Origin of the sequence: Blautia sp. HCN-20427 (assembly GCF_037890365.1) — a bacterium.
In the GTDB taxonomy this organism is placed as follows: Bacteria; Bacillota; Clostridia; order Lachnospirales; family Lachnospiraceae; genus Blautia.
Genome location: NZ_JBBKBX010000005.1, coordinates 53523 through 78272 on the forward strand (window position 1 = coordinate 53523; position 24750 = coordinate 78272).

The 24750-nt window shown below is 33.4% G+C and carries 31 protein-coding genes; 2 read left to right on the forward strand and 29 right to left on the reverse strand.

The window, feature by feature from the left end:
• Positions 1-11 precede the first annotated feature (11 nt).
• The 14 genes from WKT17_RS04345 to WKT17_RS04410 all read right to left on the reverse strand — a co-directional run bounded on the left by WKT17_RS04345 (position 12) and on the right by WKT17_RS04410 (position 11580).
• The gene (locus tag WKT17_RS04345) at positions 12-680 is read right to left on the reverse strand and encodes an ABC transporter ATP-binding protein (protein WP_117689869.1); all 669 of its coding nucleotides are present in this window, start codon (positions 678-680) and stop codon (positions 12-14) included.
• An 85-nt stretch (positions 681-765) separates the two neighbouring features.
• The gene (locus tag WKT17_RS04350) at positions 766-1470 is read right to left on the reverse strand and encodes a hypothetical protein (RefSeq protein WP_117738816.1); all 705 of its coding nucleotides are present in this window, start codon (positions 1468-1470) and stop codon (positions 766-768) included.
• Between the two features lie 2 nt (positions 1471-1472).
• Positions 1473-2678 (reverse strand): radical SAM/SPASM domain-containing protein, encoded by a 1206-nt coding sequence (locus tag WKT17_RS04355; RefSeq protein ID WP_117689867.1) that lies wholly within the window; start codon positions 2676-2678, stop codon positions 1473-1475.
• A gap of 15 nt (positions 2679-2693) precedes the next feature.
• Positions 2694-3320, reverse strand: a complete 627-nt coding sequence (locus WKT17_RS04360) for an ABC transporter ATP-binding protein (RefSeq protein WP_147330228.1) — start codon at positions 3318-3320, stop codon at positions 2694-2696.
• Positions 3321-3325: 5 nt separating this feature from the next.
• Entirely contained in the window at positions 3326-4267 is a 942-nt protein-coding gene (locus WKT17_RS04365) for an ABC transporter transmembrane domain-containing protein (RefSeq protein WP_117738817.1), read from the reverse strand.
• Entirely contained in the window at positions 4224-5267 is a 1044-nt protein-coding gene (locus tag WKT17_RS04370; RefSeq protein ID WP_158581116.1) for a S8 family serine peptidase, read from the reverse strand. The genes WKT17_RS04365 and WKT17_RS04370 overlap by 44 nt, the downstream gene beginning before the upstream one ends.
• Positions 5260-6294 carry a radical SAM protein gene (locus WKT17_RS04375; RefSeq protein ID WP_117738819.1) on the reverse strand — a complete coding sequence of 345 codons (1035 nt, stop codon included), beginning with the start codon at positions 6292-6294 and terminating at the stop codon, positions 5260-5262. Before WKT17_RS04375 ends, WKT17_RS04370 begins: the two co-directional genes overlap by 8 nt.
• Positions 6295-6469: 175 nt before the next feature.
• Entirely contained in the window at positions 6470-6607 is a 138-nt protein-coding gene (locus WKT17_RS04380; RefSeq protein ID WP_158581117.1) for a hypothetical protein, read from the reverse strand.
• A 16-nt stretch (positions 6608-6623) separates the two neighbouring features.
• Positions 6624-6761: a hypothetical protein gene (locus tag WKT17_RS04385; protein WP_158581118.1), complete on the reverse strand. Its 138-nt coding sequence runs from the start codon at positions 6759-6761 to the stop codon at positions 6624-6626.
• Between the two features lie 14 nt (positions 6762-6775).
• Positions 6776-6910 carry a hypothetical protein gene (locus WKT17_RS04390; protein WP_340271874.1) on the reverse strand — a complete coding sequence of 45 codons (135 nt, stop codon included), beginning with the start codon at positions 6908-6910 and terminating at the stop codon, positions 6776-6778.
• A gap of 64 nt (positions 6911-6974) precedes the next feature.
• Positions 6975-9566: an ABC transporter permease gene (locus WKT17_RS04395; protein WP_118697759.1), complete on the reverse strand. Its 2592-nt coding sequence runs from the start codon at positions 9564-9566 to the stop codon at positions 6975-6977.
• Positions 9563-10225 carry an ABC transporter ATP-binding protein gene (locus tag WKT17_RS04400; protein WP_117982747.1) on the reverse strand — a complete coding sequence of 221 codons (663 nt, stop codon included), beginning with the start codon at positions 10223-10225 and terminating at the stop codon, positions 9563-9565. The genes WKT17_RS04395 and WKT17_RS04400 overlap by 4 nt, the downstream gene beginning before the upstream one ends.
• Before the next feature lie 311 nt (positions 10226-10536).
• A complete protein-coding gene (locus WKT17_RS04405) occupies positions 10537-10671 on the reverse strand; it encodes a hypothetical protein (protein ID WP_264466054.1) in 135 nt (44 codons plus the stop codon).
• A gap of 66 nt (positions 10672-10737) precedes the next feature.
• Positions 10738-11580: a zinc dependent phospholipase C family protein gene (locus tag WKT17_RS04410; RefSeq protein WP_117738822.1), complete on the reverse strand. Its 843-nt coding sequence runs from the start codon at positions 11578-11580 to the stop codon at positions 10738-10740.
• 205 nt (positions 11581-11785) lie between these two features.
• Between WKT17_RS04410 and WKT17_RS04415 the strand changes: the two genes are divergently transcribed.
• Positions 11786-12460 (forward strand): response regulator transcription factor, encoded by a 675-nt coding sequence (locus WKT17_RS04415; RefSeq protein WP_117738823.1) that lies wholly within the window; start codon positions 11786-11788, stop codon positions 12458-12460.
• Position 12461: 1 nt separating this feature from the next.
• Positions 12462-13502 carry a sensor histidine kinase gene (locus WKT17_RS04420; protein WP_117738824.1) on the forward strand — a complete coding sequence of 347 codons (1041 nt, stop codon included), beginning with the start codon at positions 12462-12464 and terminating at the stop codon, positions 13500-13502.
• Between the two features lie 50 nt (positions 13503-13552).
• Here the strand turns inward: WKT17_RS04420 and WKT17_RS04425 are convergent, their stop codons facing one another.
• The 15 genes from WKT17_RS04425 to WKT17_RS04495 all read right to left on the reverse strand — a co-directional run bounded on the left by WKT17_RS04425 (position 13553) and on the right by WKT17_RS04495 (position 24655).
• On the reverse strand, positions 13553-14542 hold the full coding sequence (locus WKT17_RS04425) for an alpha/beta hydrolase (protein ID WP_243108934.1): 990 nt from the start codon (positions 14540-14542) through the stop codon (positions 13553-13555).
• Positions 14526-14969 (reverse strand): hypothetical protein, encoded by a 444-nt coding sequence (locus WKT17_RS04430; RefSeq protein WP_117738825.1) that lies wholly within the window; start codon positions 14967-14969, stop codon positions 14526-14528. The genes WKT17_RS04425 and WKT17_RS04430 overlap by 17 nt, the downstream gene beginning before the upstream one ends.
• Positions 14970-14972: 3 nt before the next feature.
• Entirely contained in the window at positions 14973-15716 is a 744-nt protein-coding gene (locus WKT17_RS04435; protein WP_147330229.1) for a hypothetical protein, read from the reverse strand.
• Positions 15697-16257: an RNA polymerase sigma factor gene (locus WKT17_RS04440; protein ID WP_116441993.1), complete on the reverse strand. Its 561-nt coding sequence runs from the start codon at positions 16255-16257 to the stop codon at positions 15697-15699. Before WKT17_RS04440 ends, WKT17_RS04435 begins: the two co-directional genes overlap by 20 nt.
• A 246-nt stretch (positions 16258-16503) precedes the next feature.
• Entirely contained in the window at positions 16504-17814 is a 1311-nt protein-coding gene (locus tag WKT17_RS04445) for a sensor histidine kinase (RefSeq protein WP_117738827.1), read from the reverse strand.
• A complete protein-coding gene (locus tag WKT17_RS04450) occupies positions 17811-18530 on the reverse strand; it encodes a LytR/AlgR family response regulator transcription factor (protein WP_117738828.1) in 720 nt (239 codons plus the stop codon). The genes WKT17_RS04445 and WKT17_RS04450 overlap by 4 nt, the downstream gene beginning before the upstream one ends.
• 52 nt (positions 18531-18582) lie before the next feature.
• A complete protein-coding gene (locus tag WKT17_RS04455; RefSeq protein ID WP_117738829.1) occupies positions 18583-19119 on the reverse strand; it encodes a hypothetical protein in 537 nt (178 codons plus the stop codon).
• A 195-nt stretch (positions 19120-19314) separates the two neighbouring features.
• Complete coding sequence (locus tag WKT17_RS04460; protein WP_055056099.1) at positions 19315-19911, reverse strand: accessory gene regulator ArgB-like protein; 597 nt, start codon at positions 19909-19911, stop codon at positions 19315-19317.
• A gap of 125 nt (positions 19912-20036) precedes the next feature.
• Positions 20037-21248 (reverse strand): methionine adenosyltransferase, encoded by a 1212-nt coding sequence (gene metK, locus WKT17_RS04465; protein WP_340271876.1) that lies wholly within the window; start codon positions 21246-21248, stop codon positions 20037-20039.
• Positions 21249-21261: 13 nt separating this feature from the next.
• Positions 21262-21969 (reverse strand): metalloprotease family protein, encoded by a 708-nt coding sequence (locus tag WKT17_RS04470; protein ID WP_055056101.1) that lies wholly within the window; start codon positions 21967-21969, stop codon positions 21262-21264.
• Entirely contained in the window at positions 21956-22888 is a 933-nt protein-coding gene (locus tag WKT17_RS04475) for a radical SAM protein (RefSeq protein ID WP_055056102.1), read from the reverse strand. The genes WKT17_RS04470 and WKT17_RS04475 overlap by 14 nt, the downstream gene beginning before the upstream one ends.
• The gene (locus WKT17_RS04480) at positions 22878-23585 is read right to left on the reverse strand and encodes a hypothetical protein (RefSeq protein WP_116441989.1); all 708 of its coding nucleotides are present in this window, start codon (positions 23583-23585) and stop codon (positions 22878-22880) included. The genes WKT17_RS04475 and WKT17_RS04480 overlap by 11 nt, the downstream gene beginning before the upstream one ends.
• A gap of 1 nt (position 23586) precedes the next feature.
• Complete coding sequence (locus WKT17_RS04485; protein WP_055221587.1) at positions 23587-24216, reverse strand: ATP-binding cassette domain-containing protein; 630 nt, start codon at positions 24214-24216, stop codon at positions 23587-23589.
• Positions 24217-24322: 106 nt separating this feature from the next.
• Positions 24323-24472, reverse strand: coding sequence for a hypothetical protein (locus WKT17_RS04490; protein WP_155512670.1), 150 nt, complete (start codon positions 24470-24472; stop codon positions 24323-24325).
• 33 nt (positions 24473-24505) lie between these two features.
• Positions 24506-24655: a hypothetical protein gene (locus WKT17_RS04495; RefSeq protein WP_155512671.1), complete on the reverse strand. Its 150-nt coding sequence runs from the start codon at positions 24653-24655 to the stop codon at positions 24506-24508.
• Positions 24656-24750: the final 95 nt, after the last annotated feature.

Genomic DNA, 24750 nt, shown 5'->3' on the forward strand with positions numbered 1-24750 from the left:
ATTCCCTCCCATTATGCGTCTATAATTTTCCCGTCCTGAATTCTAATAATTCTATCCGCCATTTGAGCCAAATTCATATTATGCGTAATCATAACAATAGTCTGACAAAATCGCTGACTTGTTTGTTTCAATAAGCCCATTACTTCAAGACTTGATTGTGTGTCAAGATTTCCTGTCGGTTCGTCAGCCAAGATGATAGCCGGTTTTGTAATCAAAGCTCTGGCAATTGCAACCCTCTGTTGTTGCCCACCTGATAGATTTCCAGGAAGATTCTCCAATTTTTTATCAATGCCCAAAATTGTAACAATTTTGTTCAAAAAATCTTTATCTATATCATTTCCGTCTAATTCCACTGGAAAGACAATATTTTCATAAACATTTAATGTTGGAATTAAATTATAATTTTGAAAAACAAAGCCAATGTTCCTTCTGCGAAAAACCGTTAGTTCTTCTTCATTTAATTGTCCTATTTTTTTGCCTTTTACTAAAACACTCCCAGAAGTTGGTATGTCTAATCCACCAATCATATTTAATAATGTAGATTTTCCACTCCCTGAAGCGCCAACAATAGCAACAAATTCACCTTCTTCTATCTCTAAAGAAACCCCATCTAAAGCTTTTGTAATATATTCACCGGAATCATAATATTTTTTCAATTCCTTTGTTTCAAGTATAGTCATGCTATTACTTCCTCCATCCTAGAATTTTTAGTTTTTATAAATCCATAACCATATAGGGTTTAAGATTTCCTTTATATCCATAATCTCACCTTCCTATGCTATTGAAAAACTCCTCTATTTCTACAGAGTCAAAATAAAATTCTGTAATTTTTCCATTCGTAATTCGATATAATGCTGGAACACCTGCAATCAGCATATCTTCATAATTTGTAATAGAAGCATAGTCAATTTCCGGTGTCTGAATATCTGTATAAATATCTCCTACCTGTGACCCAGGAAAAGCAGGAATATCGTCTGGGGTAATGGTCACAAAATTAAAACGCATTCGCTTTCCGTAATCATTCTTCATATTTTGGTATTTTTCTTCCGATTCGCCCGGTAAAAATACCTTGTTTCCATCACTGTCCACATATCCTATCTTTTTGTTATATTTGGAGCGTGTTGCTGTCCAGTTATATTTTTGTAAAGGACGATTTTCTCTTAAAGCATAATCTACAAAATATACATTATCATTTTCTGCCGCAAAATTCAGCATTTTATCTTTTACCTGATTGCAAAACGGGCACTGAACCATATAAAAATAAACGTAGTAATCCTCCTGGTTCTGATTAAACATATCCTTCAAATTGATTTTCGTAACATTTTCGTATGGATCTTCCTCAGAAGCCACAATAGCAGCCTCTTCCCCTGTTGAATAAGCAAGAACACTCTCTGCATTTAAAGATACTGTCATCACTGTAGCCGCTGTTAATAAACCTACTGTTTTTAAAAGTCTTTTTCTATTCTTCATAACTAATTCCCCCATAATAATTTTTCTAAATGTCCTTTTTGTTTTTCACAAAACTTCTGGAAGATTTCCTCGTCGCTCTGCATTCCCAGAGTAAAATTGATACAAGAATGACAGAACAGATTCACATCACAATCCTTACATTTTTCCATTCTCCAAGGTCTTAACTTTTCCAATTCCTCTTTCCATGCCGGGTTCTCAATAATTTCTGTAATTGGTGTTTCCAGCAGATTTCCCATAAAAAGATTTTCCAAATTGCTAAGTGGAGCACAAGGATATACATCTCCGTTTTCACTGATATTTAACTCCTTTTTACCAGGCTGACATAATGCACATCTTAAATGCTGCTTTTCCAATTTTTCTATGTATTCCATTGGTGGAAGCAATTCTCTTTGGTTCTCTTCTCCTCTTCCTGAAGGAGCAAATCTTCGGATCAATGGTTTTACATCTAACTCTTCACATAATTTATAAAAATCCTGATCATGTCCATAGGTATATTTTGTTTCCAGCATGGAAACAGATACTTTTTCCATTCCAGCTTCTTTTAATTTTTTGATCCCAGCAATCACCCGGTCATAAATCCCTTCTCCTCGCACTTTTGTGCAGCTATAGGAATCAAAACCATCAAGACTGACGGAAACACCATCAACATTCTTTTTAATGATTTCCATAAGCCGGTCATTCAGCAGTAACGCATTTGTAGACAAGGTAATTGCACCTTTATAATTTGCCCTTAAATATTCCAGTATCTCGCAGAAATCAGGACGGATTAACGGTTCCCCACCTGTCAGGTTAATCTGTTCTGGATTTAAAACCAACACCTGAACAATCACCTTTTTCCAGTCTTCCGTATTCATGTGATCTACTTCTTCTATACAAGCAGACGCCACACAATGTTTACATCTTAGATTACACCTATTGGTCAAAGAAAGATATACGATCTGATACGGATAGGTTATCTCATTTTTCATCTGTTCTTGCGAAATATAAAAATGAATCCGGCACAGTTTCTGAAATAACTTATAGGCATTTTTCTTTACCACAGTATCTTCTTCCTCAATGGTAAAATCCCCATTGTTCTCTTCCAGATATTTTTCAAGATACTGAAAATAAGCCTCTGAGGTTTTTACAAATCCTCCGTTTCTGGTGTTACACAAAACAACTCTTTCTTCACGTACTAAAACTTTTGCATTTGGACTTCTCATATACATATCTGGTTCCCTCCTTTACAACTCAATGATAAAGTCTGCATTTTTTTCTGCATCCGCTTCATGCGAAAATAAAATAACAATGCTATTCTGTTTCAAGTGTTCTATAATATCATAAAATTCTTTTTTAGAAACACTATCCAGGTTTGATGTAGGTTCATCAAAAATATATACAGAACGTTCTCTACATACTGTCCGGATAATACCAATTTTCTGTGCCTGCCCACCTGAAACGCTTCCAGTATCAATAAGCTCCGACTCTAATGTACGCCCCATTTCTTCCAAATCTTTATAAAATGATAATAAAGAAATATATTTTTCTACCGGAATAGAATCATTAAGAGCAATATTATTTCTTATAGTGTCACGAAAAATCGGCGGCTTTTGAAAACAAATTCCTATTGTTTCTGTAAGTATTTCCCTGGAAAGATTAGTAATGCTTTTCCCATCTAACAATATAGTTCCTGAAAAGTCATTCCAGATTTTTAACAAGATACCAGCCAGTGTACTTTTTCCTGAACCATTTTTCCCTTTAATCAGATAAATAGAGCCCTTCTCAAGATACATATTCAAATTTTTTCTATATACTTTTACATCTTTATAACTGAAATTTACATCTTTTATTTCAATTTTTGATATATCCATTTGCTTCACCCCACAATCTCATTAATTCGGTCCATTGATACTTTTGCCTTTTGGAACTGTCCAATTACAAGCATGATTGAGGACAGCGGATTAAACATTCTTTGTGTGTACATAATAATCACTGTCAGCTCTCCAAACTGTACCTGTCCCTTAATCACCATAACACCACTGATTGCCAGTACAATCAAAAAAGTAGTGGTACTAATGAGCTGCGGTACTGAACGGTTATAGGCCATTAACATATTTTGCTTTAGGATTTCATTTCGCAAAGAAGTTTCGTTCCTGCAAAATTTGTCTATATAGTAATTTCTTCCATTTAACGCCAGATACTCATAAAGGTTGCTTACAAACTCCTTAATCAGACCATTTCCAACATCCATTTTTCCCATTACTTTTCTGGACTGGCTCATGATTTTTTTGTTGAAGAAAATCTGAATAGCAATAAGAATCGGATAAATCAAAAGCATAAACCAAAAGATAACCGGATTAATCTGTATCAGGATTACCGCTGTAATAATCACAGTCACAATTTGTATCAGCAAATCAGAAAGCATACGGGAAGAGAGCATCTCTATATTATTAACATCTGCATTCATGCTGGTCATAAACAGATTTGATTTCTTCTCTATTTCCTTCCCATCAACCTGAAACATTGCTTGTATCAACAATAACTTGATTTTAACAATAAAACCATTTGACATTTTGCAAAACAGATAACTCAATGCCAATGCTACTGTAATAGATACAAGCTGGCATATAGCCATATATGCAACATTGGTAATAACCGCTCCTGGATCTTTTGCCGGAACTGCCTTATCCAGAATATTGGTAATTAACTGAGGATAAATATAAGTCACTATGGCGTCCATAGCTACCAATATAATTCCAAACAGATAACCCCATTTATACTTTCGTATCTGCTCCAAAACAACATTCTTTTTCTTCATAACACATATTCCTTCTTAAATGTTCAACCAGATTATACAGGGTACAAGCATCACCTACTTTTATGGCATGATAATCCGGTTTCGTAATTTTCAATTCCCCATATATCCCGCTGATAAAATCATAAAAATTAAAGAAATTCACTCCTGTAATTTGGGAAAGAAATGGATACCTGCTGATTTCGCCAAGGGAAGATGTGCAGCCAAACTCTAACAATCTCCTGTGTATTTTTTCCAAAATCATCTGTCCCACTTCATCAGTCTGGAGCTTTCCTACACACTCTAAATCAATTTCTTCTAAAGGATCATCTGTCTTTTCCAGTATGTTTAATGCCTCCTGTACGCTTTTTATATTCGGTGCTGTTTGCATAGCTCTGGCCAGAATACCTGCCACATAAGCATTTCCCTTTGAAGTTCCCTTAAAAAAATTATATCGTCCGGATTTTCCTGCAACAAATATCGGTGAAATATCCGCCAGAACCTGAACGTTTGCCGCCCTGTCTACAAGAATTTTTTTCTTTGCATCTGGTAATAATTTCCCCACACCAATCACACTTTTATAAATTGCCGGTATGGTATTCTTTGCATTATTACATTCCGAAGTACAGATAATCTTTCCCTGTTTTTCCAAGTCATTACAAATGTCCCTCAATTCCTTTTCCATAGCAGGATCAAGAATTTGTGTTACGGAAAGGCTCAAACAGATGAGATCCACCTGTAGTTCCCTGCACTTTTTTAATGCGGCAAGCAGTAAAGAACTGGTCGTTTTTCCTAATTCATTTACAATTTTTATAGGATAAAATTGTGTCTGCTCTGCAAATTGTAAGATACAATCAATGCAGTTGGTTCCATGACCAAAAACATCATCAAAATTTCCCTCTTCAACAATTCCATTATCTTCTGCACTTTTTTGAAAAGAGAATCCCTGAATTACATGCTGCATAATTTCCTGATTTTGTGTATCTACACCGGAGTCTACAACTGCCACTTTAGGACTATACATGGAATCCCTCCAATATATATTTATACTTTTTATAAATCCGATAAACAATATCTCTTTCATTGCACTGGAAAGCAGAAACAGTGTAGTAATCTCCGGTATATGCTTTATTAATCAGTTTACATACCTGGCTGGAGCAATTCTGTTTAAATGTACAATCTCCACACCCTGTCACCGGAATTTCGTTAATCTTATGGAGAGCCTCCAGTTTTTCCGGTTGTAATCCTTTCCAAACATCTCCCAGCCAATAATCCACTTTATCCGCAGCTAATGCACATGGGTAAATTCCACCATCCGCAGATATATGGAATGTATTTGTTCCACCGTCACAGCCAGTACGTCTTCTGAAGGTTGCCTCTTTAATATTGAATAATAAATACTGTGCTGCTTTTTTATCTTTTTCTATCATGTATTCCATGATTTTTTCGTAGTTTTCATAATATATCTGCATATCTTGCTGGTTCCATGCAGCCCCGGCATCTAATGCAAAAGTTACTACTCCCATATCCATCTGATCCAGATAAATATAATTTTCAGCCATAGCCGGAAGGGTTTCCTTATTGACAGTCATTCTGACCCGGATGTATTCACCTTGCTCTTTTAAAAACTTTAAGGTTTCCACTACTTTATCAAAGGAAGACTCACCATTTGGATAAATACGGTTTGTATCATTTGTTTTCCTATTTCCATCAATGCTTACAGAAATCTGTACCTTACCCTTTATAAAATCATAAATATCCTTCTCAAACACTGTTCCATTTGTTGTCATTGTAAAAATAATATGACCATCATACCGTTCTTTTAAGGTTTTTATAATATACCGAATAACGTCAAAATTCAGTAATGGCTCACCACCATGTAAAGCCACATTAATCCGTTTTCCTGCAGCAACAGTTGCATCAAATTTATCAGTAAAATATTTAATTGTCTGTTCTGCTGTTTCCAATGTCATTGTTTTTGGCTGCTTATGTACATAGCAGTATTTACAAGCTAAATTGCATCTTTCAGTTACCCAAAATGTAATATTCATTTGGCTTTCCCCCTTTCTTATAGAATTAGTATACTTACAAAATCTTACCAAATTATTACGCTAGAAAAATATGTATAAATACAAAAGTGTCCCTGTAGGAAAATAAATCTGCTCCTAAACCAGAAAAAGATCCTTGCCTTTAAAACAAGAATCTTTTTCTGTAATTTTTCGTTCTTTACCAGATTGTTGTCATATAGGCATCACAGTTATTGACACCTTCATGTTTGCAATCGTGATAACAATCACTTGGATCACAATACTGCACTTCAACATCAAATACAACTTCCTGGATTTTTTTCTCCATTTTTTCCATATAGCATTCCTCCGTCTTACCAGATTGTTGTCATATAGGCATCGCAATTGTTAACGCCTTCACCGTAACAATCGTGATAACAATCACTTGGGTCACAATACTGCACTTCGACATCAAATACAACTTCCTGAACTCTCTTTTCTAAATCTTTCATGGTTACGTACCTCCTTACAATACTGAAGTGAAATGTGTGTTACAATGTCCAGGTGCTGTCAAACAATCATGGGCACAATCATCTGGATCGCAATACTGAACCTCTACATCAAAAGGTTCTTCCTGCATTTTCATTTCAAGTTCTAACATATTATCCGCCTCCTTTCGCTTATATTTTGGTTTATCAGCACTTTTATGCTGTAAATCATCTTATCTACAGATTTCTGAGGCGTTCTGTAATACTTCCTTTTTCCCAAAAATAAATCCCTGCCTCAGAAGCAATAACAGCTATTATTAAATACAACACTATGACGATGGCTGCCGGAAGTAATGTAAATTGGAAAGTAAAAAGCCAAATAGAAGAACAAATACCCATGACTGCTGTCATACCGATTAGTGTTGCAAGTATAAATCCACCAATTGCAGCATAAAAAACATATCCTACACTCTCCCTTATAATCAGTTCACGCAACTGTTTCTTTGTTGCACCTATACTTCTAAATGTTGCTAATTCTCGGTTTCGCACAATTAGGTTTGTAAAAATAATATTCACAAGATTTACAATTCCAATTACACCTAAAATTCCTCCGATTAAGACACATAAAATTCTAATCAGTGTTTTGTAGTTTTCGATTTCGGAGTGCCTTTGCTCTGTAGTTTCAAATCCTACATCAGCAAATTCTTGTGAAATCTGATTCAACATTCTTCGCACAGCAGGAGCATCTTTCTCATCTGCATCAAAAGAATAATTCACTAAATTACCTTTTCCATACAATTCTTTAAATAAACCTTCTCCTAAATAAAGCCAAGGACCTAAAATAGTATCATCACCAGTTACACTACTACCTGATATTTGCTCTGAATCTATTACCAAAATTTGAGATATTACTTCTACTTTTTTTAATGGTTTTCCGTTCTTATAAATCGTTACTGTTTCCCCAATATCCGGTGAATTTTCTAAATTATCACTGCTATAAGTACCTTTTGTAGTTTTGAAAACGGCAACTAAAATATAATCTCCACTTTTTAATTTTTCTTTAATGGTAACAATATTTTTTTCCCCATCTAAAATCTCCATTTTATCAACAAAATTTTCAGAAACACCGCACACATTACATAATGCTTTTTCGTCTTTTGATAATGTTACCTGTCCATAGTTTGTTATTGCTTCATTCGTAATTACTCCATCAACTTCTACATTGGGCATATATTCTTTTATTTCAACGCCTTCACTGCCCCATTCAAAACTTATGTCAGAATTATCTACTGTATTTTTATATAGTCTAGTAGCATTTCGGACTATAGAATTTTTCTCTACTTGCTCTATAGCTTCTTCATTCAATGCTGCCGAAGATCTAACATATCCAACACTCGGATTTAAAGTATCTTTAGATGCAATTAAATAATCCCTCCGCATTTGTGCATTAATATATTTTTCTTCATCAAAACTATTAGAGATAATCCACAAAGAGTTGACAAATATAATACTTAATATAAGAGAAGTAAACACTAAAATCGTTCTCTTTTTGTTTCTTTGCAAATTACTCTTTGCTATGTTCTTAATGGATCGAATATCCTTTTCTGCAGTTTTTTTCTTTATCTCTGTATATTTTGCTGTTTCAATTGCAGAATACTTTGCCGCTTTTTTGGAAGGTCTTCTCATGCTTAAAAATACTGTAATCAATACAAAGATAATTGTTAAAATAAAAATAGCTGGATGCACTGATTGTACAATGGTAATTTCTTCCTCACTATATTCCCAATTTTTCAGAATAACTGGTAACAAAAGTACACCTAGTCCATATCCCAGAAGCAAACCAACTGGAATACCTATAAGAGATAAAAGAAACATCTGTCTTCTCATTAATTGCTTAATCTGTTTACCTGTCATTCCAATCGTTTTCATTATTCCAAATTGCTGGATATCCTGCATAACACCTATATCAAAAATATTATAAATCAGCAAATATCCACATAAAACAAATAAAGCTGCGAAAAAGAATAGTGAAAGAATAGTTCCCGTATTTCCATCTTCTGAATATAATACATAGTTCACTGCTATGTGAATATATTCTCTTCCATTAGAATCCTCTGTTTGTCCTCCAAGGCTTTTCACATACGCTTTAAGGTTCTGCTCAATATCCTTTGTGTTCTTCATGCAAACGCTTGCATAATACGTTCCTGATACTTCTTTATCATCATCATAAGTATTCTCTGTCACTTCAGGATTATGTTCTAAAAATGCTTCTGATACAATTAAAAAATCGACCTTAGAATTACCCGTATACCAACCTGCCAATCGCATATCAAACTTATATTCCTGATTTCTCAGTGTAAAAGATACCGGAACATGACTTCCTATTTCTTTTTCTATCCCCAGTTCTTCCAATGCTTGCTCCGATAATAGCACTTCTTTCTCATCTTCCGGCATCTTCCCCTCTTCCAATGAAAGGTAATACGCTTCCATACCTGTTTTATCCAGATAGTCTATTTCAATAGGCCTCTTTGTTTCTCCTTCCAGAAATGCAATCGGAATCCTTCCTCCGACACTTTCAAATAAATCTGCGTCTTGAACTTTCTGAAACTGTTCTTTATTTAAATATCGAAGCTCTGCATCTGCTTTTAATCCTGAAAGTCTTAACTGTGTTTCCTGGATGGATTGCATACCGCCAAATCCAATTTCCAATACGGATGTAAATAAAATGGTAGTTAACGTAATCGCCAATACAAGAAGAAGATTTCTCTTCCTATGTACTTTCAAATTTCCCTGAACCATTTCTTTGATTATTTTCTTTTCATTACTCATACGATTTTACCATCTCTCATTCTTATAATCCTTGATGCCGTTTCTGCAATTTCTTTACTATGGGTTATCATGATAATCGTCTGATTGTAACGCTCCCCTGACTCCCTAAGCAGCCTAAGAACCTCTTCGCTTGATTCACTATCCAGGTTTCCTGTCGGCTCGTCTGCTAAGACAATATCCGGCTTCGTGATCATTGCCCTGGCAATGGCAACCCTCTGCTGCTGTCCACCTGATAAGGTGTTTGGTAAATTTTTCAGCTTATTTTTAATACCCAGGATTTCTACAATTTCTTCAAAATATACTTCATCAATTTTACTGTTTCCCAGATAAAGCGGTAACAATATATTACTTTTTACATTAAGTGTTTGAAGCAGGTTATAATTCTGAAATACAAATCCGATATGCTTTCTTCGATACACCGTCAGTTCTTCCGATTTCATTTTTGTTATATCTTTTCCATGTATCAGAACGCTTCCCTCTGTCGGATTATCCAATCCGCCCAGCATATTTAATAATGTTGTCTTGCCGCAGCCTGACGGTCCAACAACAGCTATGAACTCGCCTTCTTCAACAGAAAGATTGACATGATCTAATGCCTTTACACAAATCTCTCCATTACGGTAATACTTTTTTAAATCTGATGTTTTCACCAATTCCATGTTTCTCACCTCTCCTTGTTTTATTTCATCATAATATCTAGTTCTTACCCAATTATTACATTGCAAAAAATTTTCAAAGAAAAGAAGGAGACTCCCTACCTTAGTAAAAAGTTTCCTTCTATATAATTCACTAATTAAATTCCTGTTAATTAAAACATGGTTGTAAAATGATAATTGCAGTGATTTGCTGCATCTTGGCAATCAAGATAGCAATCATCTGGATTACAATACTGTACTTCTACATCAAACAATTCTTCCTGAATTCTTCCTGAATTCTTTTCTCCATTTTTTCCATATAACATTCCTCCGTCCTACCAGATCTCCATAATATGCGCATTGCAATAATTTGGTGCTGTTTGGCAATCATGCCAGCAATCATCTGGATCACAATACTGTACTTCTACATCAAAGTTTTCGTTCTGCATTTTCTTTTCCAGTTCTTTCATTGTCCCGTCCTCCTTTCCTTGATATTTTATGATTTTAAAGTGTGACGTCACCACAAATCATCTTATTTAGTAAATACCTACTTCCTTACCAAATTTGTAAATATACTTGCTTACTGTCTTTATTGCATTTTGAACGGACTGATTTCCGGCTGAGCTATAGGTATCTTTATTCTGTGCCAGTCCAGCCAATGCTTTAGCATCTTTTGCAGCACTATAAAGCATATCTCCTACTGCTGTATTCTCAGCACTACTATAAACATTTGTGCCAAAACTATTCCCTGCTATGGTATATTCTGTACGGTGTTTGTCCACATACTTTTCAAAATCTGAGTGATTACTATTTACTGCTGTCAGATTGGAAGCATGATGTGGCTCATTCAAATCTGATACATAATGTGTTCCCTTTCCTAAGTATTCCATAGCCTTATCTGTATATCCATCTTTATATGCTGCAACTGCACTTTGATAATAGGTTTCTGCTCTGGTTCGTGCTGTAGGATTTTTCTGTCCCATCCAGTTTTTTCCGGTATCTGGATCATAGAAATGTCCTGCAAACGTGCCATAATCTGTTTCATTTCCTAATACGTCCGGCCAATCTGTATATTCGCATATCACAGCAGCCTTTGTGTTTAATATACTGGCACCTTTATCGTTATTTAAAATCTTCAAGGCATTCGATACGATATACTGGTGTGTATGATCTACCCCGCCGCTGCTAAAGCGCTCATCCGGATTTTCTACATGCTCAATGGGTGCGCCTGGTCCGTAAATTTCATCTGAACCATTCGAAATATCAAGAACCTGTTGCGGTAAATCCTGGGATTCCGCTGCCGATACCGTCCATGATGGCGATACAGAAACACCTACCAAAACCATTGCCAAAAGTACCCCTAGTTTTTTACATTTCATATCTAGTACCTCCCATTTTTTCTTATCAGTATATCCGTAGATTCTTACCAAATTATTACAATTAGTGCATTTAAAAAAATATTTTATCTGAAAAAATCATTATTTACTTTTGCATTTTTTACAATTATAATACATCTTGAAAACCGTAAACGCTCTTTATGGTATAGAAAAACTTAGAAATTTAGAACAGAAGGAGTGGGAAACTATGCACCGTATCTTAATTATTGAAGATGATTTCTCCTTAAATAATACCCTGGCTTATAACTTGCGGACAGCGGGCTATACTGTTGACTCTGCATATAATGCAAAAGAAGCCTTTAAATATTTAAAACAGTATCATTACATTCTTCTGATTTTGGATATTAACCTTCCTGACGGAAATGGATTTGAATTATATTCAGAGTTGAAAGAAAAATCAAATGCCAGTATTATCTTTTTAACCGCAAATGATTTAGAAAATGACATAGTGAAAGGATTTGACCTGGGTGCTGATGACTATATTACAAAGCCTTTTTCACCTGTCGTCTTACAAAAGAAAATAGCTGTTTTAACAAAATATATCACAGAAAAACAAAAGGAAACCATATATGAAGACGGTAATCTCTGCATCAATTTCTCGCAAATGACTGCGACACTGGACAAAGTTCCCCTGGAATTATCCCCTTTGGAGTACCGTATTCTGCAATATTTTATTGTGAATAAAAAGCATATTTTAAAGCGGGATCAGCTTCTTGAGCATCTCTGGGATTTCTCCGAAAACTTTGTAGGTGATACTTCCCTAAATACTGCTATTAGCAGACTCCGAAAGAAAATCGAAGCCAGCGGGCATCGTTATATAAAAACAATCTATGGAACTGGATATATGTGGATAGGTGACTGATATGAAAAAAACATTTTCTTTAAAAAAAATATATATTATAGTTTCCCTGCTATTTCTATTGATATTTTCAGGAACCTGTATCATATTGCGTACACTTACATCAGATCCTAAAGTATTTTTACTTTTTACCGTTTTCACTTTCCTTCTGCTTATCTGTGTATTTATTCTCTTTTGTACGATTTTCCACAAGCTCACCTTGTTTACTCGTGAACTTCATAAAACATTGGACAGTATGATTGAAGGAACCTATTTTTCCCCTGATGAAAAGTATGACGAAACTTTACTATCACAGATCAATCATCATTTAGGAAGATTGTACAGTATATTGGAAAACACAAAAAACTCTGTAAATGCCGAAAAGGTACAGCTCCAGCAGCTAATTTCTGATATTTCTCATCAGTTAAAAACCCCCATGACTACGCTGTGCCTGACAGAGTCCGCTATGGAAAAAGCCATTACAAAACCGCAGGAACTAAAGACTTTATTTCACACAAATACCGCACATTTGAACAAGCTGGAATTTTTAATCTCTTCCCTTGTAAAAATATCCCGTTTGGAAACAGGTGTGATAAAACTATCCCCAAGTTATCAAACGATTGGTGACACCATTCTCATGGCTCTGGAAAATATCGTCTTAGCGGCTGATCAGAAGAACATTCAAATAACTTTTAATTATTCAGAAGACTTTAAGGCGTATCATGATCCCAAATGGACTTCCGAAGCGCTGTATAATATCCTGGATAATGCTGTAAAATACACGAATGAAAACGGACATATTTCCATAGAACTTTTTACCCTGGAAAACTATACCAAAATAGCAATCACTGATTCCGGTATCGGCATCAAAGAATCGGAAATCCCAAAACTTTTCCAACGCTTCTACCGTTCTCCTTCTGTCAAAAACTTTCCGGGAGTTGGTGTTGGGCTGCATCTGGCACAAGACATTATCAGCCGACAATATGGTTTTATCCATGTGCTTTCTACTCTTCATGTAGGCAGTACCTTTGAAGTTTGGCTTATCAACTCAGACTCTCCTAAATAAAGAAAAATGCCGCTACAGGTTTAGTATCACCCGTAACGGTATTTTTCTGTCTAATTTATAAATTTAGCAACATAATAATTTATTCTTTCCTTCTGCTCAAAATGCAGATAATGTCCCCCTTTTAACATTACCAATCTGTTTTCCTGATTATCACCTAACACACTTCTATGCAACTTCTCCCATCCTGGAAAAATTTCACAATTGTCTTTTGAAACAAAGTTTAGCACTGGCACTTCTTTCGGAAATTTCATGTTCCGCACTATCTTCAGATTATTTTCTACCTGTTTTAATTCATTCATTACAGTCTTGTTATAAGAAGTATCAAGGGAAAGTATCCGAAAAACTTCTAAGTCTTCCTGTGAATAAGAATAATTCTGGTCTGCATAGATAGCCTTTTCCGGATTTCCAATTGAAAATATCCGGCTAATTCCCAACACATTTTTTGTTTTACTTAAATAGGCCATCAGAAGATTTAATTTTGTTGTATCAAAGGGTTCATTCTCATTTTGCTTTGGTACAGAAGAATCTATCCCTATAAAACCACGAACTTCCTCTGGATAAGTATTAGCATAATACAGAGAATACAATCCGCTAATAGAATGAGCCATCAGATAATATCGGTGAACTCCAATCTCCTCTAAACAGGCATGTAATTCCTCTACGATATTCTCTATGCTTCTCTCTGTATCTGCGGGATCAGACAGTCCATAGCCAAAAGGCTCCACTGTAATCACTTTATATGTCTTTCCTAATTCCTCAGCTAAAGGTCTAAACTCTAATACCGGAGAAGGAGATCCCAGTCCTGGGAGTAACACAATAACGGGGGATTCTTCTGCTTGCAAACCAGCAATTTCCACAGTCATCTTTTTCCCATTGACTTTAACTGCATTGCCATAAGCTGCTTGTACCTTTGGTATTTCTCTCTTTTTACAAAAATAATTCCATGTGCTCCCCATGCAGCATAGAATCAGAATTACAATAGCCAACCACTTTATTATTTTAAATATTTTCCTTCTCATAATTTTAGAAACAAATTTCACCTCCCGTTACTTTCACTGTTTTAGATCCACTATTAGTTACATAGAATCTATAGTATCCACTAGACAGTATTGTAAATGATGTTTTATGGGAAGTTCCTGAACCGCTATACTTTTGGGTTCTACTTCCATTCTGATTGATATACCCCATCTTTACAGAGGAAGATACATTCAAGTTTACCCGAAAAGTAACAGTAGTACCTCCACTCACATAAAACATAGAACCATTGGAGTCATAAAAAGATACCGTTTTCCCACTTTCAATACTAATTTGCTGTAGTCCCATTCTATCCTCTATCTGATCTTTATATAAATCTTCTCTACAAATACTATAAGTTGTTATATTTCTTACATTATCGGCTGCTGAAACTGGCATAGCAACCAGGCAAATAAGCCCTAATATTCCCAAAAATATTCTTGTTTTTTTCATCTTTCACTTTCCCCTTTCTACAGTCAATATTCCTTGCGAAATCGTTACTCTGTCACTAGATACATTTTTTAAATATACACCATATTGTCCTGATTTAGGAATATCCAGGATTATCTTATTTTCTGTTTCTGATATAACCTTCTCATCTATCACCTCTCCATTAAAAATATATCCAATCTCTAATGTTCTTGCTTCACCTCTCTCATCACTATCAGACTGTATGAAATCTAATATAAAAACATCCCCTGTTTTCATATCCCAAGTATCTCCATCAAAATCTGTAAGGACAATCATGGTTCCGTTATCCAAATAACACTCTGGCACTGATCCGTTACGCTCTGTTTTTAATTCCATAATATATTTTGCAATAGGAATTCCATCTTTATATAAATTTTCTGGTAAAATGATGTCCGTTTCCACTTCCATTTGTATAGCTCCGCTGTTTTCCTTTTCATATAAAGCAAGTCCGTTCTGATTTTCTAAAACCACTTCCTCATTATTTTTGATTTCACCTGCAGATTTTAAAACTTCATGTGCCCCAACAGTGATTCCTCCAATTCCCATTGCCGCTGCCAAAACAGCTATATATCTCCTGCGATTTCTTTTGGCTTTGGTGTGACCTATCTCAAGAAAAACAATTTCTTTTATTCGCTTCTCACTTTCAATATTTTTATGTTGCATTTCATTTTCAAATAGCTCACAGGAATTATCAAACATTTCACTTATTTTAAACTTCACTGGCATCATATCCCTCCTCCAGAAGAATCCTTTTCAGAGTTTCTCTTCCTCTCCGCAGACGGGTCTTTACTGTTTGAGGATTCATTTTTAATGTTTCTGCAATCTCTTCTATTTTTTTATACCGATAATAATACATAATAAAAATTTTTCTATCCGTCTCTCTTAATTTCTCCAATGTTCTTCCAATGATCAACTGTTGCTCTTTCTGTAAAATCAAGTGCTCTACATCACCATCAATCAAAAGAATATCATCATTAAGTTCCAGAATTTCTCCACGATAAGCTCTTAACCAATCTTTCGCTTTATTTCTTGCAATCATTCCCAGATACGATTTGACACTGCTGTACTTTTTATAATTAATCCTTTCTGCTGTCAGCCATAGGGAAATAAAAGTATCTGCAACCACCTCCTCTATATCTTCCTTGGTACCTTTTTTATGCAGTAATTCCCAGACGATACATGTGATATAGGAACTATATAAATCAATGATTTTTCCCAATGCCCATTCATCTTTCCTCTTCAGTTTTCTCATTAAAATAATTTCATCCATTGTCCAAATCCCATCTGTCTGTTTTTTATCAATACGGAAAGGATTGGAGTTTGGTTTCGTTCTATTTCAAAATATTGAATAAAAAAAAGAATATCGCTTTTGCAACATTCTTTTTTTATTCTCTATATCACCGATTATAAGTGTCCTACTATTCTTTTATAATATAATTAAATGTCTTTAATTTCATTTACTACGTTTTTCCATCAAAACATAAAAATAAGATTGTAATTTCCCACTTTGGCTACTTTAATTTGTATTTTTTTCAAAAAACAACATAATTTTTACTATGAATTGTTTTTCCTCATTTATGCACTTTAGTGTACCATTATATTTTTCAACTGCATCTTTTACACTCGGAAGTCCCCAACCATGAAATTCTCTATTTTTCTTTGTTGTTGAAGGAAAATGTGCAAATGACTCTTTATTTTCTTCACACGCATTAGAAACCTTTATAAGTAAAAAGTGATTAATCCGGCGTATAGTCAACGAAATATTTCCAGGTATTTTCAATTTTTCAGAAGCTTCAATCGCATTATCCAATAAGTTTGCCAATATTGTGCACATATCATGTGGTTTAATATTGGTATTCTGCGGGAATTCCACATTCACATTACAGGTAATTCCTTTTTCCTTCATTTTTCCCAATTTACTATTAATCACTACGTCAACAACGTCTATTCCTGTCCAAGTAGTTTTCGATAATTGCATTATTGGGCGACTTATTTCTGTAATATAATTCTTTGCCTCCAACGTTTTTTCTTCATCTAAAAGCTGATATAATACATTCAAATGGTTATTTAAATCATGGTATAGCTTTGCATTACCTGTATAAATTTCATTAATAGTTTTATAATTTTCTTCGAGCAGTTCATTTCGCATTTCTGCAAAATCTAATTTCATTTTTTCTTCTTTGCTTTCTATTACAAAATAAACTGTAAAAAAAAGTAATGACCAAAGAGCTATAAATACAAACCACACACCTGCCATTGTATAATTAAATGCCTTAAGTGTTTGATTAACTAAGTATACAAATCCCAAAAATCCCGCACAGGATATAATTAAAATTGTATATACATAGTTCTTCTTCAATGAAAAAGAATATAAATATTTCTTTATCATAAAATACAGCAGTATCCATAAAAACTTTATAACACAAATCATTACTACACGTAAAATTCCTCTTGTAGAAACTAGCGCGGTAAATGTATCATAGCCACCATGAAAATTCGATACAAGAGTAAAAATCAAAAAGTCGAAACAGCTTAAACATAATACATAAAAACTTGCGATTGAAAATAGTTCTATATACTTTCTCCTGTAGATAATTTTAGCGGTAATACTCATATATAATACAAATAATATAATCGTAAAATAAGAAAATATTGATACATGATTGCAAATTTGTATTAATACAGTTCCTATTATTGCTAATTCTCTATCTAATATAAAGTTTTGCTTTCCTCGTTGCTTATATAACAAAATACTATATATTTTATATAATACAAATACTTCAACAGAACTTGCTAAAATTTCAATTCCATTATATACAATATTCATATCTGTTCACTCCAGAAGTCACTTAACTTCGTTTTTATTTGTTCCAGTTTTGCCTGGCTTGCTGGCAAACGAATTCCATTCTTCAGTTCTACAATTCCATCTTTTATTCCCATAATATGGGCTAGATTAACAATATCCCCACGATCAACATATACAAAATCATCAGATCGAAATTCTTTAAACACCTGTGTAAGACTCTTTCTTACCTTGGTCACTGAATTATCTAATAATGTTATTACAGAATTTTTTCCTTCTCTTTGAATATACAAAATCTTATGATAAGGTATTTTTTCTACTCTAGTTGGTGTTTTTATTGCATAAAATTCATCTGTCTGTATCTTTATCATATTGATAGCATCCTTCAACGCCTGTGGTAACCTAGAGCCTATTGAGTTTTTGGGTATATATCTAAAGATTGACAATTCAAATGCATCTACGGCATATTTTAAATGTGATGTAATAAATATGATTAGCACTTCCGGTAAATACCTTTTAACATATGCAGCTAAATTTATACCGTCTATATTAGGCATTTCAATGTCACTAAGGATTAGATCATAATATTTCCCTTCCTGAATATCATATTGTAAATTCTCACTCTGAGTATAAACCGTTATGTCTGCAAATTCGTTACTCTTTTTTAAAAATTCCATTACTTTTTTCTTTAATATTTCTACTGTTTTTTCGTTATCATCACATATAGCAATGTAAATCATGATACGCCTCCTTATGAGCAATCACTTTATTATAGCAGATTCTAGTGATTTGTTAAATCATAAATGTATAAAAAATTCCTCTCCTTAAATCATGGAAAAACATTTCTTTTTCATTTATTACCAATTCATACATGTCTTTTGTTACTGCGCATTTATAATAATAAATCCCTGTTTCATGTTGCTTTACTTTTGTTATAATATCTGCTACTACCTCATCTATTTTCATTTCTTGATGCGGAGATGCTGGCCACTTTTTTATCATAGATCGTACCTGAGTTTTATTCAATTTTACCTTTTTTGCAAAGTAAAATTTTTGGGGGAATTTTAACTCTCTTGTAGTTCCTAACTCTTTTAAAACAAGGTCAAAAACATCTTTCCCTTCTTCATACGGAAATCCCATTTCTAAATAAGCCTGTATATGCAAAATTGAAGTTTCTAAATACTTAATATTTTCTGTGTTTTGATAGTATTGATACAACTGAAAAACAGCATCAATAAATGTATCTTTTACGGACATATCTTTATATTGTACACTTCCTGCTGCTAATTTAATTGCTTCAATATATACTCCATTCTCTCTTATCTGCATTTCTATTCCTCCCTATATACTTCATTTAGCATAAAAGATGCCGGAATATCAACACTCTGGCATCTTTTATTTATATACATGTATTAACTTTACCTTATTTCAGACATTCCGGTAATTTAGGCTGATATGAAAGACAAACAGATGCACAATTTGCTCCCCATATTGCACAAGCTTCTATACACATAGCAAGAAATTTCATAGTCCTATAACTCCTTTCTTTGTATACAATAAAAATTTAGGTTTATCAGTAATCAGCATAAATACTGCTACCAAACAAATACTTAATACCATCATACCCATGATCTCTTTATCTACTACTGATAAAAATAATGCAGCAAAGACATTTATGTTCAAAATATTCCTAGCCATAATCTTACACCGACTTTTTTTATTTTCACCAATAGGCTGATTTTCATTAACCACCGGTGCATGGATAGCAATATAGTAACTACTTAATACTAGCAAAATCAACCATATTTCTAATGGAAGCTTTGTATAAATTATATTGTTAAAAAGTAATAAAAATAAATACGAAATGTTACTAATCAAAAAGCATCTAAAATATGTAACTGCATGATATCCACCCGTAAATACTCTCAATGGTGCAAACACCAATAGGAATATTACACCTAATTTAAATTCGTGTAATAAACCTGACACAATCAATATTGAACTTATTCCAATCATTGTTGACAAAATAATTTCTATGCCATAAGTATAAACAGCTTCTTTTCTCCTTTCCGAGCCATCTGCTATTCTTTTTGCAAGTTTACTGGACACTTTATTTAACACTTTTAATCCCTCCCTATGTCATGAATTATAGCAAAACCTTTTGCTTTTTTCTTATTATGTCCATAAATTCAGGGATTTTTGTCCACGAATTCTTTTTCGTCTTCTCCAGCGCATAACAAAAGGCACTAATCAGTGCCTTTTTCTGTATCATTCTTATATTTTTTTAAATCCTCTACCTTATCTAATCTTTCCCATGGTAAATCTAAATCTAATCTTCCAAAATGTCCATATGCTGACACCTGCTTATATATAGGCTGTCTTAAATCAAGCATTTTTATAATACCAGTAGGACTCAAGTCAAAATTATCTCTTATAATATGAATTAACATATCCTCTGGCAATTCACCTGTTCCAAATGTATAAATTCCTATTGAGATTGGCTTTGCTACACCAATCGCATATGAAAGTTGAATTTCACATTTATGTGCCAAATCTGCCGCTACAATATTTTTAGCAATATAACGAGCTGCATATGCTGCTGACCTATCTACTTTTGTACAATCCTTTCCAGAAAAAGCTCCTCCGCCATGATGAGCATATCCTCCATATGTGTCCACAATAATTTTCCGCCCTGTTAAACCACTATCACCATGCGGTCCACCAATTACAAAACGTCCCGTAGGATTTACGTAAAATTTGGTTTCAGAATCTACCATTCTCTGAGGTAAAACACAATCGAAGACATAATGTTTAATGTCTTTTTGTATCTGTTCCTGAGATATTTCAGGATCGTGCTGTGTAGACAAAACCACCGCTTCTAATCGTACAGGTTTCCCTTGCTCATTATACTCTACTGTAACCTGCGTTTTCCCATCTGGTCTAAGATAAGCAAGAGTTCCATTTTTGCGGACTTTCGCAAGCTGTCTAGCTAATTTATGAGCCAACGAAATAGCATACGGCATAAATTCATCTGTTTCATTCGTTGCATAACCGAACATCATCCCCTGATCACCGGCACCTAACATACTTTTTGCATTTTCGCACTCATTCTGCTCTTTTACTTCTAATGCTTCATTTACCCCCTGTGCAATATCCTTAGACTGCTCATCAATACATGTAATAACTCCACAGGTATCAGCATCAAATCCATATTTTCCCCTTGTGTATCCAATGTTACGAAGGGTTTCTCTAACAATCTGAGGAATATCAATATATGCTTGCGTTGTTATCTCCCCCATAACTAATACTAATCCTGTAGTTATACTGGTTTCGCAGGCAACACGACTCATTGGATCTTTTTCAATCAGTGCATCTAATATCGCATCGGAAATTGCATCACAAATTTTATCTGGATGTCCCTCGGTAACTGATTCTGATGTAAATAATATCTTTTCCATATTTTTCTCCTCCCTATTGTGATAACCATGAAAAAATCCCTAAAACGCCAAACATAATTATACCTCTAATAGCATCTTCTAATGTGGTAGCTACTTTGTCTTTTTTTATATTTGTTTTATTGAATAATGTAACAACTGCATAATATCCATCACTTTTTACTATTGGAATGAAATTCACCAGCACATTAGAAATCACCAAATAACAATACGGTAGCTGTTTTGGAAAAAATAATAGTACAAGCAATACATAAATACAATTCATAAAATTTCCAGCCAGATAAATTGCAATCCTTTTGTATTTAGAAACCATATAGCTATATGAAGTATCTACATAAAATGCAGGCCAAATAAACATAAATTTAAACCCTATTTTGACTCGACTTTTAGGATAAAATTTTTTCAAAAATAATACATGTCCAAGTTCATGAATAAATATATTTATTATTAAAACTAAAGTTGCTGGAAGAAAATTTACATCTATAATAGAATACGTTGTAGTTCTAAAATATAAATATAATGTCAGAAGAATCATGAAAATCATTCCCATCATATATAGTATATTATCTTTATCATTTTTTACGAACTCCAGTTTTTCCTTTCCGAACAGTGAATCAAATGTTGCATTATCCAATTTAAAGAAATTATTATTTTTTTCTACAATCGTAAAATCTCTTTTACTGTCCTGAGCTATGGTATATTCTTCATATTTAAATATTTTCAAAATATCCTTCTTCCTTCAGCAATCTTAAAAACCAATCATCTTTAAATAAAAATCCACATAACTCACACGGAGAAGTCAAACTCTGCGGATATTCTATATTCTTTTTCTTTAATAATTCCAAAAATGGTGTAAAACCTTCTGTATAGATTTTATGTAAAACCTTATTATAATCTATAGACTGAATGATTGCACTCAAGCTCTCTTCATGTAAATTTCCCATTAATAAAAGCGTATTTTCTACGACTTGTGAGCAACATGGATATACTTCTAACTTTGCATTAATCAATAATGTTCGATCTAAAAGTCCAATACAGCGCGCTTCATGTTTCTTCAAATCAATAACTTTTATAAACTGGGAATCAGAAAATATCTCTGCTGATCCGGTATTAATAACTGGTTGATATGCATAATTTGTCTTAAAGGCATGTTCCCCCATCTCATTGATAATATCACCTGGCTGAATACCATCTTTTAAGAAGCAACCAACAATTTCCGTACTTACCTCTAAATCATTTGCAATATCTACAATATTTAAGATATTCTGCAAATCAATAAATTCCTTATGAAATTGATCATAACTAAAGGAAATCATTTTTATCTTAGATTTATTTCTTTCAATAAAATTTCTTGCCTTATTGATGTCCTTTCCCCAGAATCCATTAGTTTTAATTGTAATTCCAACTTTTCTACCATAATCAAAATTAATTATATGCTCTACCAAATCAGGATATAGCATAGGTTCACCGCCAGTCACACCAATGAGATCTATAGACGGACATTCCTTAATATTTTTTAGAATCAAATCTAATTCCTCTATTGTAAGAGTTTTACCTCTTACAAGCCCTCTTGAGTCACAACACATTTTACATCTTGCATTACAATTTTCAGTTAATAAAATTCCACATCCTTTAAATTCCATTTTTTTCCCATCTCCTTCTAAAAATAAAAATTATACATAATACAGTAGCAAATAATGCTATTGAATATAAAATATTTTCTTGAATCATCAAATAATCGCTATTTCGTGTATTAAAGTACTGGTTAAACTTTATGAAAACAGGATTTGAAGCGTCATACCTAACCAAAAAGCTCAATTTGGGGTTAGCAATCGAAGCCACCATTGAAAATAACCAAAAAGCAAAATTTACTACATAGGCTCCAATAACACTTTTAAACAAAAATCCCCACATACTTGCCAATAATATTTCATAAATAATTGCACTTTCGAAGTAGAACAAAGTTGCCAAAGTATAAGAGAAATCCTGATACACAATACTTATACCTATAACTCCACCAAAAACAATAATACTCATCCAAGCTAATATCACCGCAATTTTTGTCAAAAAATAGCGAAGCCAATTGTATCCCATAAGTTTATAAAATAGGATATTTTTATTTTTGTAATCTGATACAAAAGACTGAATAATCAATACTGGAAAAATAAGCATTCCAAACTGTGTGATTACCGTATAAATGCTAACGTATAGCTCACTAATTGTCGGATTGGAAATCTTATCCAGACTTACAAGTAGTACATATCCTAGAACAAAACAGATTGCTACAGTAAGTAAATAAAATAAAAAAAAGTGATTTTTTATATTTTTTCTTATTTCCATATTATTCCCCCCTTATATACATAGCTACAATCTCGTCTTTAGAAGCAATTTCTGTAATTTCCAGATTGTTAATATAATAGTATTTCCCTTCCATATATTCTAAATCAGATAAATTATGTGTAATATTGATAATAACCGCTTCATGAGTTTTCTTATATTCCATAAGGAATTCATACAAATCTATAGAACTATTTTTATCCAAAGCATTTGTAAATTCATCTAATATAATCACTTTAGGGTCTGCTGATAAAAACGCCAATAATTTTATTTTTTGCTTCTGACCATCACTCATCTTCTTGATTTGCAAGTTTTTAGATACTTTATTTAATTTTAACAGGTCATATAAACCCATAATTTTCTGTGCTTCAAATTTCTTTTTTAATAATTTTATCACATCATCAAGAGTAAACTCTGCCGGAATATTACTACTGCTTCCAATAAGAATTGCCTCCTGATTTTCTTCAATTTTTCCCTCAAATTCTAACATTCCTACACATGTTTTAGCAAAACTTGATTTTCCAGCGCCATTGCTTCCTAAAATATGGTTTATATATTTCTTATCAAATGAAATGTTTACATTTTCAAGTAGCTTTTTTTTCCCTACTTTCAAACTATAATTAATCAGTTTCATTGCAGTATCCTTTCCAAATAGGTGTTTATAAAATATATGAAGCATTCTATAAACACCTATTTCTCATAAAATATGATAAGTCTACAAATCTCTCGTCTTTTTATATTTAGTGTCCTTTACTACCAACGACAGCTTTAAGGGTAGCGACAATGAAGTACCACATGCTGTTAATATTTTCCAGTTTTAAGGCCTCCATTTTCTGATCCATAACCTCTTTTTTTGTTTCGTTATTTTCTTTAAATTCATTAATTTTCATCTCTAATTCCTCCATTTTAAATCAATTTTTTTATTAGTGTCCCTTACTACCAACAACTGCCTTAAGAGTTGCAACAATGAAATACCACATACTATTGATATTTTCCAGCTTTAAGGCTTCCATCTTTTTCTCCATAACTTCCTTTTTATTTTCATTGTTTTCTTTAAAATCGTTAATTTTCATTTTTATACCCAACCTTTCTTCTTTTCACTAACTATTTTTTACACTTTACAGTGTTTTCAAAATTTCTATTCCCTTTTGCTTAATATATTTTTGTG